This is a genomic window from Bifidobacterium subtile (assembly GCF_000741775.1).
Classification (GTDB): Bacteria; Actinomycetota; Actinomycetes; order Actinomycetales; family Bifidobacteriaceae; genus Bifidobacterium; species Bifidobacterium subtile.
Window position 1 is genome coordinate 217,088 of record NZ_JGZR01000005.1, and the last position, 15,367, is coordinate 232,454.

Below are 15,367 nucleotides of genomic sequence, written 5' to 3' on the forward strand. Positions count from 1 at the left end.
ACGCAGATAGACCTTCGCAGCACCCCAATAATGCCTCACACAACGCAGATACACCTATTCCCCCGGGCTGAACCATCGATTGGCGAACTGTAACCCAATATTCTGCCCAGATGCATAATCAGCCACAGCGATTAGCGACCTCGCGGGAAAAGTCACAGTCAGGCGTTTCCGTCCGCACAAACGCTAAGTCAGTCAGCCCCGACGTTCCGGCGGTGAAACTACAATCCACTACAGCAAGTCAGGGCTCACAACAAGTCAGGTATTCCAGTGGCGAGCTGCCGCGAAACATGAATCATGAATACTGTGAATATTCGACATTGTGAATATTCAACACTGCGATGTTCAACGAAAGGTCAATACCAATGGCAAAGAAACGCATTCTCACCGCGAGCACCATTCCGCTGGTCGCCGTCATGACGGCTATCACCACCGTGCTCACCTTCGCGGTTCGCATCCCCTCGGCCCCCACGCGCGGTTACTTCAACCTCTCGGACGCCATGATCTACTTCTCCTCGCTGGCGTTCGGCCCGTGGATCGGCGGCGTGATCGGCGGTCTCGGTCCGGCCCTGTCCGACCTGATCTCCGGTTACCCCCAGTGGGCGGCGTTCACTTTCGTGATCGATGGCGGCCAGGCGGTAATCATGGGACTTATCGTGAAGAAGTTCAAGCCTTCGTATCTCGCCATCGGCTCAGTGGTCTCGGCCGTTTGGAAAGTGCTCGGCTATGTCGTCGCCGGCAGTTTCCTCTCTGGCTGGGGCCCGGCACTCACCGAGGTTCCCGGCAACTGCGTCCAAGCCGTATTCGGCCTCGTGGTAGGTCTCGCACTGTTCACCGCCATCCGCAAGGCGTATCCGCCGCTAGTGCGCATCGGCAATCTCGGATACGAAGTGTCGGTGCCCGAAGACAGCAAGCAATAGGCTAAGACGACGTGATTGGCAGACGTTAATCATCCAGTGCGGTGTGGTATGACAAGCAGGTTATGCCACACCGCACAACACTATGCAGCCAACAACACGCCCAACAGACCAAAGAAACGACCATATGACGGACATCATCGAGGCACATGACCTGAGCTGGCACTACATGCCGCTCACGGCAGACGGCCAGCCCGTGCAGGCGCTGGACCATGTCTCATTGAGCGTGCGCCAAGGTGAATTCCTTGCCGTCACCGGCGCGACAGGAGCCGGGAAAAGCACGCTGTGCCTTGCTCTGACTGGACTTATTCCCAGTTCGGTCGACGGTTTCATGCATGGCCAGGTGCTCGTCAACGGCGACGATACGAGCCAGGTCGCGGTCGCGGATATCTCCCGTCATGTCGGCTATGTGCAACAGGAGCCGCGAGCGCAACTGTTCAGCATCACCGTCGAGGACGAGATCGCATTCCCGCTGGAAAACATGGGCGTGCACTACGATCAGATGGATCGCCGTATCACCGAGACGCTGAACCTTGTATCCATGAACGAGTTCCGCAGGCGCAAGCCCACTGCGCTGTCGGGTGGCCAGATGCAGCGCGTGGCTATCGCCGCCGCGCTGGTGGGCGAACCGGACGTGCTGATTCTCGACGAGCCCACTGCGGCCCTTGATGCGGCGGGCAAATCGGAGGTGTTCGCCGCGCTCGAAGCGATACGGCGTCAGCGTCCGATCACCATTGTGATGGCGGAGCAGGAGACGGACTGGATCGCGCAATGTGCCGACCACGTCATTGTTATGGATGAGGGTCGCATCATCAGGCAGGGCACCCCTGCGCTATTCGCCGACGAGCCAGAGCTGTTTATCAGCAACGGCATCGAGCTTCCCGAAGCATGCGAAATGGCGTGGAAACTCAACGAGGCCGAACGCCGCGTGGAGAGCGCGGAGGGCGCAGACAGTTCGGGCAACGTCGATGATGCTAACGGCGGTCATGCGTATCATGCGTATCGGTTCGCGACGGCAACCGAGGCTCTAAGCACGCTGAACAATGGCGGGCTGGCTGTGTTAGGTGGGCACCCAGCTGAATTCCTCGCACCCGCCGTATCGGCTGTATCATCCGACGTATCAACAGTATCTGCGTCTTCTGCGGAGTCTGGGGCGGCCTCACCAATCAGGCAATGTGCTGGTGCCAGAGCCGGATCAGACACATTGCCTGAGGAAAATTCGACATTCAGCTCACCGGCGGCACCTTCAAACGCCGACTCCGTCCATGCTCTCCATCTCACTCCTCTTGTTCATGCGAAGGCATCCTCGATGCCACCACCCATATCGCCTTCGCCGCCTTCCCTGTCCGTATCAGCTCAATCGATGCGAACGGAAGAACACAATCCGTCGAATCAGTCGGGCCCGTCATCGCAGCCAATCAGCTCACAACAGCAGCAGCACCCGTCACGCCGAAATTCACCAGACCGACAGCTTTCCTCGGGCATCGTCATCTCGCATCTGTGCTACAGCTACGACGATTCCCCGGCGCTCAGCGATATCAGCATGGAAATTCCCGGCGGCACATTCCTCGCGCTGCTGGGCCGCAATGGCTCGGGCAAGACCACGCTCGCCAAGCATCTCAACGGCTTGCTGACGCCTACTTCGGGCAGCGTCACCGTCGACGGACTCGACACCAGCAAGCACCCGATCGGAGTGCTTGCCCAGCATGTGGGCATGGTCTTCCAGAATCCGGACGATCAGATCTTCTGCAGCAGCGTGCGCGACGAAATTGCGTTCGGCCCCAAGTCGATCGGCTATGACGACGACCAGGTGCGTCAACTGACCGACGACGCCATACGCCAGTTCGGTTTGCGTAATCTCAGTGACGCTCCCCCGGCGACGCTGGGATATGGCGACCGCAAGAAAGTGGCCATCGCCTCCGTGCTCGCCATGAATTCGGGAATCATCGTGCTTGACGAGCCGACTGCGGGGCTGGACCGCGCGACGGCAGACCAACTGCTGGACATGTTGTCCGAACTCAACGCGCAAGGCGTCACGGTAATTGTCATCTCCCACGACATGCGCACCGTTGCCCGGTACTGCTCGCACGCGGCTGTGCTGGGCGACGGACGGCTGCTGGGGTTCGGCACCGCTCGCGACATCCTCACCGACACGGCACTGCTTTCGAAGGCGGGCTGCGCCGTGGCGCTTGCCGTGCAGGCATCGCTTGCCTTAGGCGTTGAGCCGCACGAAGCGGCGATGACGCCGGGCGAATTCGCCATGCGTTTTGTTCCCGTGCAGTCGGCATTACGCACGCCCCATGCACCTTCCACGCTTTCCGTGCTTCCATCACCATCTAGTACCGCCGTGCAGCTCACGCAACCCGAATTTCCCGCGATGCATGCACAGACCGGCGCGGCTCAAGTTGAGCCACCCGCCGCCCCCACATCGGAGTGCCGCGATGAACGCTGATCTCTATGTCCCCGCTGATGGCTGGCTGCACCGGGCCGATCCGCGCGTCAAGCTCGCGCTGGCCGCGCTGCTGCTCGGCCTATCGCTCGCGCTGCGCCAGACCAGCGTGATTCTGCTCGCGCTGCTCGTCGAGCACGCGCTGCTCATCACTTCCAAGATTCCGCTGCGGAACATAGCGCGAATCTGGAAGATGCTGCTCCCGCTCATTGTCATGATCGTCATCATGTGGCCGCTCTTCGACCACACGGGAGCCGACGTGCTGTTCGGCCTTGGGCCTTTCGTACTTACCAAGCAGAATCTGGTCATGGCCACAGTGATGGGACTGCGCGTCCCAGCTCTTGCCTTCGCATGCTTCGTGCTGCTGTTCACCACCGATCAGGCGATGCTCGTGCGTGGTCTCGTGGCGCTGGGCGTGCCGTATCGTATCGGACTGACGATATCCACCAGTCTGCGCTACATCCCCGAATTCTTCGCCATGTTCTCCACGATTTCGCAGGCCCAGCAGGCCCGCGGCCTCAACCTCAAATCCCGCGGCACCAAGCTCTCCCAACGCTTCCACGCCTATATTCCCGTCATCATCGCCGTGCTCATCCAAGGCTTCAAGATGGGCGAGAACGTCGGTCGTGCCATGGAGTCGCGAGGCCTAGGCATGCAAGGCGTGCGGCGCAGCTACTATCGCCGCCTGCGTATGGGGCCCGCTGATTGGGCGATTCTCGCCATCGCCGTGCTATGCGCGGCCACAACCGTTGTGCTGGCGATGGTCATATAAGTCAGTCCGTTAGCTCCATCGTCGTCATGCTGGCCGTGTGCGGTCATGTTGTATGCAGACTGCTACTGAGAGATTCCCCGATGCGCCGCACCTGATATTGTATGGTTTCCAGCCTGTCTTTCAGCTCTAACCCATATTCCTCCACTCACCATTAACTAAGCACTTTGCGATGATCAACTGATTAAACCAGGGTTCCGAGCCATCTCCATGTATGCAGGATCGGCTTAATTCCAACAGTTCGATGAGCGGTAACCTGATCAGTACTTTATATATGTGCTTAAAAGCCGAAAAAAGTGCTTAATAAGCGCTCTGCAGCGCGCAATATTGCCTGACCACTTCCAGACACGTCCATCCACATCCGCGCAAGGTCGAATTCTCATCTTCTTAGCACTTTTTCCGTCTATTAAGCACTTCCTGAAGTAGACGCTGAATCCACTTCGACGCTTTTGGCAGAATACCGACGTTCTCGAACTCCGACCCGCAGCCGTTTCGGAACGTCCAAACACCTGATTCGCGCAAATGTGCTTAATAGATTGCAAACAGCGATTGTATTCGCTGCCGATACCCGGCCCACAGCCGTCATGGCGCATACGGACGCAAACCATGCGCCAAAGGGCCTCATAAAATTTCAAGAAACGAAATTCCAAGCAGGTCACCCGTTCTTTGCGCATCTCCCGCTGCGTCCATCAACCATGACTATGCTTGGCAAAGGATGAAACACAATACATCCGCGACCAGGCGGATGAGCAACGCTGCGGCGCGATTATCGGCGCAGGCGCGGCACAACGGCAGGAGCAAAAATGACGCAGCATTCCGACGACAGCATACCCGAGCTGACTATGGCATCCGGGCCGACCACCATCTACCCACAGGTGCTCGCCGCGATGTCCAAGCCGATGATGCACCATCACGATCCGCATTTCACCGCGCTGATGCACGGCGTGACCACCAAGCTCGCGCAGGTGTTCAAAACAGCCGGCACCGTGCTGCCCATCGCAGGCGAGTCGATCGTCGGCCTGGAAATGGCCGCGTACAATCTCGTGCAGCCGGGCGACGTGTGCATCAACATCGTGACCGGCGTGTACGGGGCCGGCTATAGCCGCGTCCTCAAGGCCTACGGCGCACAGGTGGTCGAGGTCAGGACTGCGTACAACAGCTCGGCGACGATGGATATGGTGCTCGACGCGATGGACAGCAATCCGCAGGCCAAGATCATCGCGATGGTCCATTCCGAAACCCCTTCCGCCAGCGAGAATCCAATCAAAGAGATCTGCATGGAGGCGCATAGGCGCGGCATGCTGAGCATCGTGGACTCGGTTTCGGGCATCGGCGGCAGCAATGTCGAGACGGATGCGTGGGGCATCGATATCTGCGTGACCGGAAGCCAGAAATGCCTCTCCTGCTCGGCCGGTATGGCGCTGGTTTCCGTCAGCGACAAGGCGTGGGACGCAATCATGGCCTGCCCACGCTATGATTCGTCGTACCTGTCATTCAAGCCGTGGCGACGCAAGTGGCTCGAACATAGCGTGCTGCCCTATACCGCGCCCATCAGTTTGGTGTACGGCCTGGATGCCGCATTGGACATCATCCTCGATGCCGGCGTTAACGAGACGATAGCGCGGCACGAGACCGCAGCACAGGGTATGCGCGCAGCCGTCCTCGCCTCTGGGCTAGAACTCTGGATCGACGACGAATCCCACGCCGCCCACAGCGTCACCGCCATACGGATTCCGCAGGGCGTGGAGGATGCGGAGCTGCGCGCCACTCTGCGCGAGAGCTACGGCCTGTGCGTCTCCGGCGGCCTCGGCCCCATGGATGGCCAGCTCGTCCGCATCGGCCACATGGGCGCCACCGCCACCCGCCAACGCACCATCACCGCCTTCGGCGCCCTGGCTTGCGCATTGGCCGATCTCGGCCACCCGATCGATGCCACCGCCGGGCTGGATGCGCTGCGCCGAGTGTGGAGCGAGCGCTAATAAGCAGGTGTCCAGTCACAGAAAATCAAAGAAACCGCATTCGCGTTCCCTGCCATCGCCTCTCGTATGCGCCATGTGCCTTTTCGCAATATATCCGAGAACAGCTCCGTGCTCGGACCCGAGGAAATGGCGAAGTCTGAGACTGCCAACGCTCCGTTGCCTTGCGCCTGAACACTTCCAGCCCCTATCCGTAACATAATAGAACCAGTTTCTTTGATAACTTGTGCCATTACAGAGCCCGTGTTGTCTATCAGCTGCCGCATAACACATCTCCAAAGCAAAATTCTCGTAGTAAAACTCGCGCACAAGAGACACCAGGCGTTCAATCCTTGACAACGATTTCGACATGCATTTACCCATTTGGACCGAATCTGTTTCCATGTTTGGACCGTTTTCGTCTCCATATTTGGCCGAAGTGACCGATTAGCCAGTCACGGCAAGCCATCTTCACACCGTTCAATCAGTCCGCCCGGCTATGGTTGAGAAGTAGCCAAGGAAAAGGAACACCCTGTGCAGAACCGCTTGCCAATCAGGCAGCGACGAGTGCAGACGGACAGAGCACCTTGGAATAATGGGGAAAGGAATCCAGAATAGTGAGTGATAGCGCTTCAGGACGTTTGACTTCGGCTCGCGCGTCGTCGCAATCTCCCGCACGGCATGCCTCATCGCCGCGCCCAGCGACGCAGACGCCGCCCACTCCCCTAGCAGCATCTGCGGTGTCGGTGCCAGCGGCACCGACACCGCAAGCTCCACGCGCCGCTACGTACCTCTCGGCACCGCATACCCCTGCTTTCGCGCAGCGGGACATATTCGCCCCAGCACAAGCCGACGCTCCCACTCAACCCATCGCCCGCGACCCCTCTGATCTGCTGTTCTATATGGCGCTGGCCATGCTCCCCGTGGACGGCACGCTGCTGGGCGTGCCGCTCCCCTATTGGACCCCGCTTTCGCCGTGGTTCTTCCTGGCCTATGCGCTGTCGAACTGGCGCTATCTGCGCCTGACATTGCGCAAGTATCTGCCGTTCTTCCTGTTTCCCGTGCTGCTGGCAGTGACGTCGATCTATGGGTGGCAGACCGTTGCCGTGCATGCCAACGCAATCGCGCTGTCGTTCGTCTCGCTTCTGCTCGGGCTGGCTTGCCTAGCGTCGCTCGACATCGCATTCGCGCGGAAGCGCCTGCCGATTCGCGCATCGCTCACGGTCGTAGTGTGCACGTATTGGTTCGCTTTCGCCGTGGGAGTCGCGCAGTTCATCGCGCTCAAGCTGCAGTCGGACGCGACCCTGCATTATTTTGCGGCCATGATGTATCGCCGATACATCCGGGTCAGACCGCAGTTCCTGTTCGCCGAGCCATCATATACCGGCATGCATCTTTTCGGCGTGCTGCTCCCGCTCTTCTGGCTGACGCGAGACCGGCGATTCGCTGTGCTGATCCCGGTTTTCGCAGCCGGAGCGATAGCCATGGGTTCCGGCACGCGCATCATCATCGATTCAGCCGTAGCGCTGTTTCTTTGGCTGGTCAGCGCGGTGAATTTCCGCAACCGCAAGGCGACCTGGGGATTCATCGCCGGTTCCTCGGCCATCGCCGCCGGAAGTCTGCTCTCTACCATCCTCGAACCGCGGCTCAATGCGCTGGCGACGCGCGGTCTCTTGGCTGGCGACGGCTCGATGTCAGCCAGAATATTCCATATGCTCGCGCCGATGTGGTCCTGGAAACATGATCTTCTTCATTTCCTCTTCGGGTGGGGTTCGGGCAATATATCCGATGCCGTGCGTGACGGCTACGCGGGCGCGCGCCAATGGTTCGACGCCCACGGAGGCGCAGCGAATCAAGAGATCAACGGACTCGTCAATCCCCCCACGAACACCTTCACGATGAGCGTCTATTCCAGTTTCATCACGGAATTCGGCATCGTCATGTTCGCGTTGTTCGCCGTCATGCTTCTCATCCACATCACCACGCATCGCGCTTGGAATCGAACTACCGTGTGCTGGCTCGTCCTGACCGCGTATCTCTACATCCAGTTCGAGTCATACGCCTTCTACGCCTTGTGGCTGCTCATCTTCGCCGCAGCCAGCAGCCGATTCGCCGCTGCGGTCTCGCGCAATCAACTGCCTGTTCGACACCGGCATTCCCGCGCGAGGCACTGACGGAAAAAACGAGGAGGGAATCCTCGCATTGGTACGTGCGCCCGATTCGTGCGCCTATCGATGTTACGTACGGCGCATCCGATGTCGTCCCTGCTAGCTACACACAATATCCATTCAACCGTTTAGTCAACCCCATATTCAACAGTGCCATATTCAACACTGCCGTATCCATCGGGGACGGTTCCGCAAGCATTCTGAAGGAATCGTTGCGACTATTTGGTAGCTAGCTCTGAATCAGCTGGAGGGTCTTTGGGATCCATTGGGGGGACTTGTTGTTGATGGCTCTTCTGTCGGTCAGGAGAGGAATTGGGATCAGCCGGTGGTGCAGGCACAACGGGCTGAGCCGGCGTCTGCTGCTGTTGCGTCTGCTGCTGTTGCGTCTGCTGCTGAAGATACTGCTGCTGAAGATACTGCTGCTGGGCCTGCTGCTGCGCGGCGATCTGATTCTGCACGACGAGATCGTTCATCGAGGCTTTGACGGAGTCGCTTGCGGTCTGCAGCCCGGTCAGCGCCTTCTGCATGGCGACGGTGTCGGGCTTGTTCTGCCCTAGCAAGTCGTTCGCGGTCTTGATGGCGTCTTCGAGCGCGACGCGCGTCGAGTTGTCAGCCACGCTGTAAAGGCTGTTGTCCAGCAGAGTCTGCGCGTCAGAGGTGGCGGTTTTCAGGTTCCCCTGAATCGCGGCGGCATTCGCTGCGTCCTTGGCCGCCTTGCTCGCGGTCACGGCCTTGGCTGCTGACGTGATGTCGCCGACACCGCTCTTGAGCTCGGCAGTAATGCGCTTCGCATCCTTGGCGTTGGCCCGCAGATCCGCGGCCGTCACAGAAGTCGGGCAGCCGGAAGCGACGCTTATCCGGTTCGCCGCAGCAACGGCATCACGCAGTTTGACCACGGTGTTCGCGTCTGCGACCTGATCGGGAGTGATGCCTTGCATAGACTTCGTGTCGCGCAGCACCGTGCTCAGGGCCACGTCGGCCTTTGAATACTGGCCGACGGCAGCGTTGCAGGCATCCATGGCCTGCCGGTACTCGACAGTGTTCTTATGCTGCCGCCAAACGAGGATTCCGCCGACAGCCAATGCAATGACCACAATCAGCACAACAGCGGCAATGATTATCTGCTTGGCGTGTGAGCGAGGCGCTTCCTCGGGATCGGCCTTGTGCGAGCCCTTCTTGGCGGACAGCGCATCGGCCGAGCCGCTGATGATGGAGTCGAAGTCGAATTCCTTCGGCGCAAAGCTCTCCGTCTCTGCTTGGGAGAAACGGTTCGCGCCACCGGGAAACAGCGGCAGGCCACCTGACAAAGCGGGTTTTGAGGATGCTGCCCGCTGCTGACGCCGAGCCTGGATTTTCTCACGCTTTGCAATGGCCTCGGGAGAGGGGATGTCGATTGCAGGTATGTCCCAAAACGTGTCGACGATGTCATTGCTCGCCAGCGGTGGGGCCGGTATCGAGCTAAGCAGTGGGCTTCCATCGGGCGAAGCCGGCGCAGAAGCCGCATCGGCGAAGCCGGCACCGGAACGCACCGACTTGTCACCTGCAACAGGAGAGGCGGAAGCATTGGGAGAGGCAGAGGCGCCTGCAGCATCGAACGCAGCAGCGGAACCAGAGATGGAGGAATCGGAAGCAGCAGAACCCGCAGCATTAGAGGCAGCAGAACCCGCAGACCCGTCGGGAGCCGCAAAAGCCAGAGTAGCTGCAGCCGCGCCCGGCTTATCCCCGTGCCCTTGATGCTCGGATTCCACAGGAAAATCGAAACTCAGACCCATGTCATGGACTTCACCGCGACTCATGCGTTCGATGCCCCTCTCGCCTCTGAGCGTTCAGCTGACCAGCAAACGCTCGACTCTAGTAATAGACCCATCATACTGTCCTGTGCGCTGGCCGTGGTATGGGTATGACCAGTCATACGACCTTTCAGCGGCTGCTGCAGGACGCCCTGCAACCCATCGAAGTCTTGGACCGTCGAAAAGCCGATCGACCAGCCGCCGCATGCGTGCCGGCTCAGTGCCGCTTGTTCTTATCCTTGTCTTTGGCTTTGTTCTTCCCCTTGTCGCCCTTGGGGGCGCTTTCGCCATAGTAGTAATAGTTCTTCGAATGGATCTTCTTTGGATCGGCAAAGTTGAAAACGTAGCCGAGCACCGGCACTTCAGCAGTACTCAGCGCCTGCACCGTGGACTCGAGTTCCTTCTTCTCCGCCACGCCCTTGCCGACCACCATCACAACGCCATCGGCTAGGCGACCGAACACGGCCGCGTCGTTCGACACCGACATCGGAGCCGTGTCAAGAATCACGTAATCGTACTGCTGCAGCGCCTGCTCGACCATCTCGTGCATGACCTGCGAATTGAGCAGAATGCTTGCATTGCCGGACCGCTTGCCCGCAGGCAGCACGTGGAAGTTGGGCTTCCAGTACTTCTGCACGATATCGCGCGGAGAGGCCTGCCCCGAAAGGATATGCGACAGGCCCACATGCCCTTCGATTCCAAGGGACTTGGCCACAGACGGATGACGCAGATCGGCATCGATCAGCAGCACGGTCTTGCCGTCTTCGGCGATGGCTGCAGCCGTGTTGACCGAAACCGTGGTCTTGCCTTCCAATGGCTCGGTGGAGGTGATGACCAGCAGATGCCCATGGTCGCGCGCGTCGGGATTCAGGAATGCGATGTTGGTGCGGATGCGGCGGAACTCCTCGGCCTCCCGGCTACCCGTGTTGCCGACCACTGCAGGGCGGGTGTCGTCGAAGATCTCGGACCTCGGCACCGTGCCAAGCGACGACGTCTGCGTGAGTTCCTTGGCCTCGTCGGTGTCGTCCACCTTGGTGTTGATCATGTCCTTCAGCAGAGCGGCGCCGATCGCCGCGATGATGCCGAGAACGACGCCAGCGGCGAGATAGAGCACGGTCTTGGGAGAACTCGGCGCCTCGGGCGGCACGGCCTTCTGCACGACGGACAGCTGAATCGGGGACTTGTTCGTGCCGTCGGTATACAACGCAGACGAGATCTGTTCGGACAGGTTGTTGGCCACGCTGTTGGCGATGTCCGCCGACTGCTTGGCGCTGGACGCCTCCACCGACACATCCACCATGAAGGTGTTGCTCGGATTGGTGGCCGTGACCATGCCCGCCAGATCGGAAGCCTTCATATCCAGATTCAGATCGCTGATCACCGGCTGCAGCACCGCCTGCGTCTTGATGAGCTGCGGATAGGTCTTGATCTGCGTGGACAGATACGACGCACCCGAGCTCATCTCGGACGAATTCTGCTGCGCATCGCTTTGGCCGGTGTACGTGGCGAACAGCTCGGCCGTCGCCGTATACTTCGTCGGCGAAAGGAATGTGAATGCGGCAACCGCTGCGAATACAATGCAGAATGTCACGATCACGGTGACAATACGCTTGCGGATGATCTGCATAAGGTCGACGATGGTCAACGCAGTCCCTTACTCTTCAAAACGTTTAAACATCATCAAGGTACCATCGGCAGTGGATTTGCGGCGTCCTCGGAGGATTCCCCTCCACAGCGTATCCATATTGCTGCTAGCACGGCCTGATTCGTTGGCATCGCCGTTGGTGTCAGCATGCCGTCTTTCGCCGAGCAATTGCATGGATTTAGATGCGTATAGAGGCACGAAGATATCATGCGCAAGGAAAACAGCGTCTCGCGTCTGCAGCCATATGTGCCCCGCCACTGCCCTGCCACACAATCAGCTAGAGCATACAGAAAATCAAGTTTCTTTTATAAAAGAAATACACCCTCTCAGCAGGGTTTCTTTATTGTATGGAAGAAACTGGCGACAGCATGCTTCATTGTGAGCGCATAATATTCTTGAGTGACGATTGTTCTTGAATTATCGAGATGGGCTCTCGAACCGAGTCCCCGAACCGGCTTATCAAACTGGCTTATCAAACACTCCGGTACCGCAAAGGAAATCTTATGAAGCAGCAGATATTGGGCAAACCTGTCGAGCAGTGGGTCAGCGAGTTGCCGCTGCTGCAGGACATCATGGATTGCCGAGAGGTCACTTGGTTCAACGTCAATCATGTCAGCTTCCGCGAGGCCGCCCCCGATGTGGGTTTGACGACGGCTGATATCGACGATGCCGCAGCTCGACTCAAACGATTCGCGCCGCTTATCGCCGAGCTGTTCCCCGAGACCAAGAGCACGGCGGGCATCATCGAATCGCCTCTGATGGCGGTTCCGGATCAGCAGGAGGCGCTGGGGAAACGCTACGGCCAACGACTTCCCGGCCGGCTTTGGGCCAAGCTCGACAGCGAGCTGCCGATAAGCGGCTCGATCAAGGCCCGCGGAGGGATATACGAGGTGCTTAAGCATGCGGAGGACCTCGCGATCGGAGCCGGGCTGCTGTCCCAGAAGGACGACTATCGCAAGCTGTCCAACGAGAAGCTACGGAAGTTCTTCGGCGACTATAGAATCGCCGTCGGCTCCACAGGCAATCTCGGCCTTTCCATCGGCATCATGAGCGCGGCGCTCGGCTTCGACGCCAGCGTTCACATGTCCGCCGACGCCCGGCAGTGGAAGAAGGACAAGCTGCGGGCGCATGGCGTTCATGTCCACGAATATCAGGACGACTACTCCGTGGCGGTTGCTGCGGGGAGGAAGGAGTCCGCAAACGACCCAAAGGCATATTTTGTCGACGACGAAAATTCGCCGACGCTGTTCCTAGGCTATGCCGTGGCCGCACGCCGTCTCGCCGGCCAGTTGCAGGCTTACGACGTGAAGGTTGACGAGTCGAATCCGCTTTTCGTCTATCTGCCGTGCGGCGTCGGCGGCAGCCCGGGCGGCGTCGCCTTCGGCTTGAAGAGCATGTTCGGCGACAATGTGCGGTGCATCTTCGTGGAGCCGACCCATTGCCCATCCATGCTGCTGGGCGTCTACACCGGTCTGAATGACCGCGTGAGCGTCCAAGACTTCGGCATCGACAACGTCACTGCGGCCGACGGTCTGGCATGCGGCAGGCCGTCGCAGTTCGTCGGCAAGGCGATGCGACGGGTCATCGACGGCTTCTGCACCATTGCCGATGACGAACTCTTCAGCATCGAAGCCAACCTCCACGACTCGACCGGAATCGACATCGAACCATCCTCGGCAGCCGGCTTCGCCTGCCCTTGGCGAGTGCTCGCGAGCGCACGGTACCGGGAGGCGACCGGCCTTGACGATGCCGCTATGTCGCGCAGCACCCACTTGGCGTGGGTCACCGGCGGCTCGATGGTTCCCCGCGACGAAATGGCCGTGTATATCGCGCGGGGCAAGCGGTTGCTGCGGTGATGGTGAGTGGTGGGCGGTAGCGGTTAGGTGTTCATTGGCGCGCTGTGTTCGAAATAGCCAAGAAAAACTCTGGGCCACAAATCAAATGCAAACGGGGTTACGGCTGTAATAATCGCGAATGGAGTCTTTCGTGATTTTCGTAGTGCACAACGCCGTTTGAGGCAAACCAGCACGCGCCTCGCGCCAAGGACTCTCCTTGTGGGTTCGAGAACTCAGCTGGTTACCTGTCAACCCAGCCAGCGAACTACATACTGAATTGATCAGACGTTTCTCCTGGTCGGAAAGCTCCTTCGTACCAGTCAGGGCACCCTCGCGTATGAGGAACATCCCACGGTGACGCGCGTACAATTCAACGCTGACCGGACCGCCTCGCCAAGCCTGAAAATCCTCAGGAAACAAGGGACGACCACTATGAGCCAGTGACTCCGCCTGAGAATAGAACGCTAACTTCTGCAATTTCATCGTAGTCATCGAACCGCAGCGCTGAAGAATATATGCCGCCACGTCAATAATACTGGTCATGTGTCCCTCCTTTCCTATTCATTCCTATTCAAATTAATATAGTATATGGCTTATGACATTGGACAACGTGGAATCCCCGGTTAGCCGAAACGCAGCAACGGGAGCAGGAAGAATTCTGCGTGACAGCCCTAGCTCCCATACTGCCGACGAATACCAAACATCATTCGCAATTGCACAGCGATGGCGCGCTCAGCATGTCGCACCTACAGAAAGCTGTTTCAAGCATGTTCTCGACTGTTCAAGGCAATTTGATCAGTCAGTAGCTACATATCGTCTTAAACGCATGAAATCCATCATCGGGAAGATTCGACGGCCGAAGTCACACTTCAAATTAGGGGAACTCGATGACATCGGCGGTTGCCGCCTCATCGTCAAGACCAATGATGATGTCAGCAGAGCCGCCGAATATCTGCAGTCTACATTATCGTTAAAAAATCACGGCCAGGCCCAGAAAGATTACATCTCTTCTCCGGCAAGAAGCGGCTACCGTTCCCGTCATCTTCTGACCAACATCCCTACAGATTACGGTAACTATCACGTCGAAATCCAGATTCGTACAAAGCTGCAGCATTATTGGGCAACTGCCATAGAGGCCACGGATGAAATTTACGGAACCAATTATAAAAGCGGCGGAGCAGACACTCATCTTTCGGCAGTTGATAACGATGGGATACGATTCTTCACCATAGTTTCCAGCTTATTCGCTCTTGAAGAGCGTTCCCCGCAAATTCCCGGATTCACAGGTGACAGGGATTCGCTCATTGGTCAGCTCAACGAGTTGGACTGTGCCAGTCAGCTCCTTAAGGATCTGAGAGCAACCACCGATAGCGTTTTTGAAATTCATACGAAGCTGACAGAGTGCCCTGAACTATTTCTACTGAAATTTTCTCGTGCCAATCAATACCTTGATATCGATTCCTTTCAACAAGACCATCTGAAAGATGCACTGATTCAGTACGACAAGCTCGAGAACGAAATCAAATTGGATTCCTCACAGCAAATCCTTAGTTCTACTGATGCCGACACTTCTTATGACAATGTCGTATTGGTGTACGCACAGAACCCAAAACAACTGGACATTGCCTACCCAAACTATTCCGCCAATGTTAACCAATTTGTCGAAATAGTTTCTCATTATTTGGATTGACGCCCCATCACCAAGAGCCATCTTTATCATTCTGTCAGAATATTCCTATGTGCCTTGCATCTCTCTCTTCCGAGGGGAACTATGTTCGTCTATTCAGCGATAGGTTGCGGATTCATGACCGGCATATTCCATTTTCGTTGGTCGATCTGGTG

Annotated in this window: 10 protein-coding genes; 7 read left to right on the top strand and 3 right to left on the bottom strand. The window is 58.0% G+C overall.

Going from position 1 to position 15,367, the window contains the following annotated elements; translation table 11 throughout:
* The first annotated feature begins 362 nt into the window (after positions 1-362).
* The 5 genes from BISU_RS04505 (at position 363) to BISU_RS04540 (ending at position 8,261) form a co-directional block, all read left to right on the top strand.
* Positions 363-917 (top strand): ECF transporter S component, encoded by a 555-nt coding sequence (locus BISU_RS04505; RefSeq protein WP_033502848.1) that lies wholly within the window; start codon positions 363-365, stop codon positions 915-917.
* A gap of 124 nt (positions 918-1,041) precedes the next feature.
* Complete coding sequence (locus BISU_RS11555) at positions 1,042-3,366, top strand: ABC transporter ATP-binding protein (protein WP_024463467.1); 2,325 nt, start codon at positions 1,042-1,044, stop codon at positions 3,364-3,366.
* Entirely contained in the window at positions 3,356-4,135 is a 780-nt protein-coding gene (locus tag BISU_RS04520; RefSeq protein WP_024463468.1) for an energy-coupling factor transporter transmembrane component T family protein, read from the top strand. The genes BISU_RS11555 and BISU_RS04520 overlap by 11 nt, the downstream gene beginning before the upstream one ends.
* 800 nt (positions 4,136-4,935) lie before the next feature.
* Entirely contained in the window at positions 4,936-6,111 is a 1,176-nt protein-coding gene (locus tag BISU_RS04525; protein WP_024463469.1) for a pyridoxal-phosphate-dependent aminotransferase family protein, read from the top strand.
* Between the two features lie 593 nt (positions 6,112-6,704).
* The gene (locus BISU_RS04540) at positions 6,705-8,261 is read left to right on the top strand and encodes a hypothetical protein (RefSeq protein WP_226839135.1); all 1,557 of its coding nucleotides are present in this window, start codon (positions 6,705-6,707) and stop codon (positions 8,259-8,261) included.
* 212 nt (positions 8,262-8,473) lie between these two features.
* On the opposite strand, the gene BISU_RS11560 is transcribed toward BISU_RS04540, so the two are convergent.
* Together BISU_RS11560 and BISU_RS04550 are read right to left on the bottom strand one after the other, a co-directional pair.
* Positions 8,474-10,051: an FIVAR domain-containing protein gene (locus BISU_RS11560; RefSeq protein WP_155803806.1), complete on the bottom strand. Its 1,578-nt coding sequence runs from the start codon at positions 10,049-10,051 to the stop codon at positions 8,474-8,476.
* Positions 10,052-10,262: 211 nt separating this feature from the next.
* Positions 10,263-11,690, bottom strand: coding sequence for a tyrosine-protein kinase domain-containing protein (locus tag BISU_RS04550; RefSeq protein WP_024463474.1), 1,428 nt, complete (start codon positions 11,688-11,690; stop codon positions 10,263-10,265).
* A 503-nt stretch (positions 11,691-12,193) separates the two neighbouring features.
* Here BISU_RS04550 and BISU_RS04555 point away from each other — a divergent pair.
* Positions 12,194-13,546 carry a D-serine ammonia-lyase gene (locus BISU_RS04555; RefSeq protein ID WP_033502844.1) on the top strand — a complete coding sequence of 451 codons (1,353 nt, stop codon included), beginning with the start codon at positions 12,194-12,196 and terminating at the stop codon, positions 13,544-13,546.
* Between the two features lie 81 nt (positions 13,547-13,627).
* Here BISU_RS04555 and BISU_RS04560 read toward each other — a convergent pair whose 3' ends face one another.
* A complete protein-coding gene (locus BISU_RS04560; protein WP_024463476.1) occupies positions 13,628-14,068 on the bottom strand; it encodes a Panacea domain-containing protein in 441 nt (146 codons plus the stop codon).
* Between the two features lie 52 nt (positions 14,069-14,120).
* Here BISU_RS04560 and BISU_RS04565 point away from each other — a divergent pair, with 52 nt between their 5' ends.
* Positions 14,121-15,215: a RelA/SpoT domain-containing protein gene (locus tag BISU_RS04565; RefSeq protein WP_081672689.1), complete on the top strand. Its 1,095-nt coding sequence runs from the start codon at positions 14,121-14,123 to the stop codon at positions 15,213-15,215.
* Positions 15,216-15,367 lie beyond the last annotated feature (152 nt).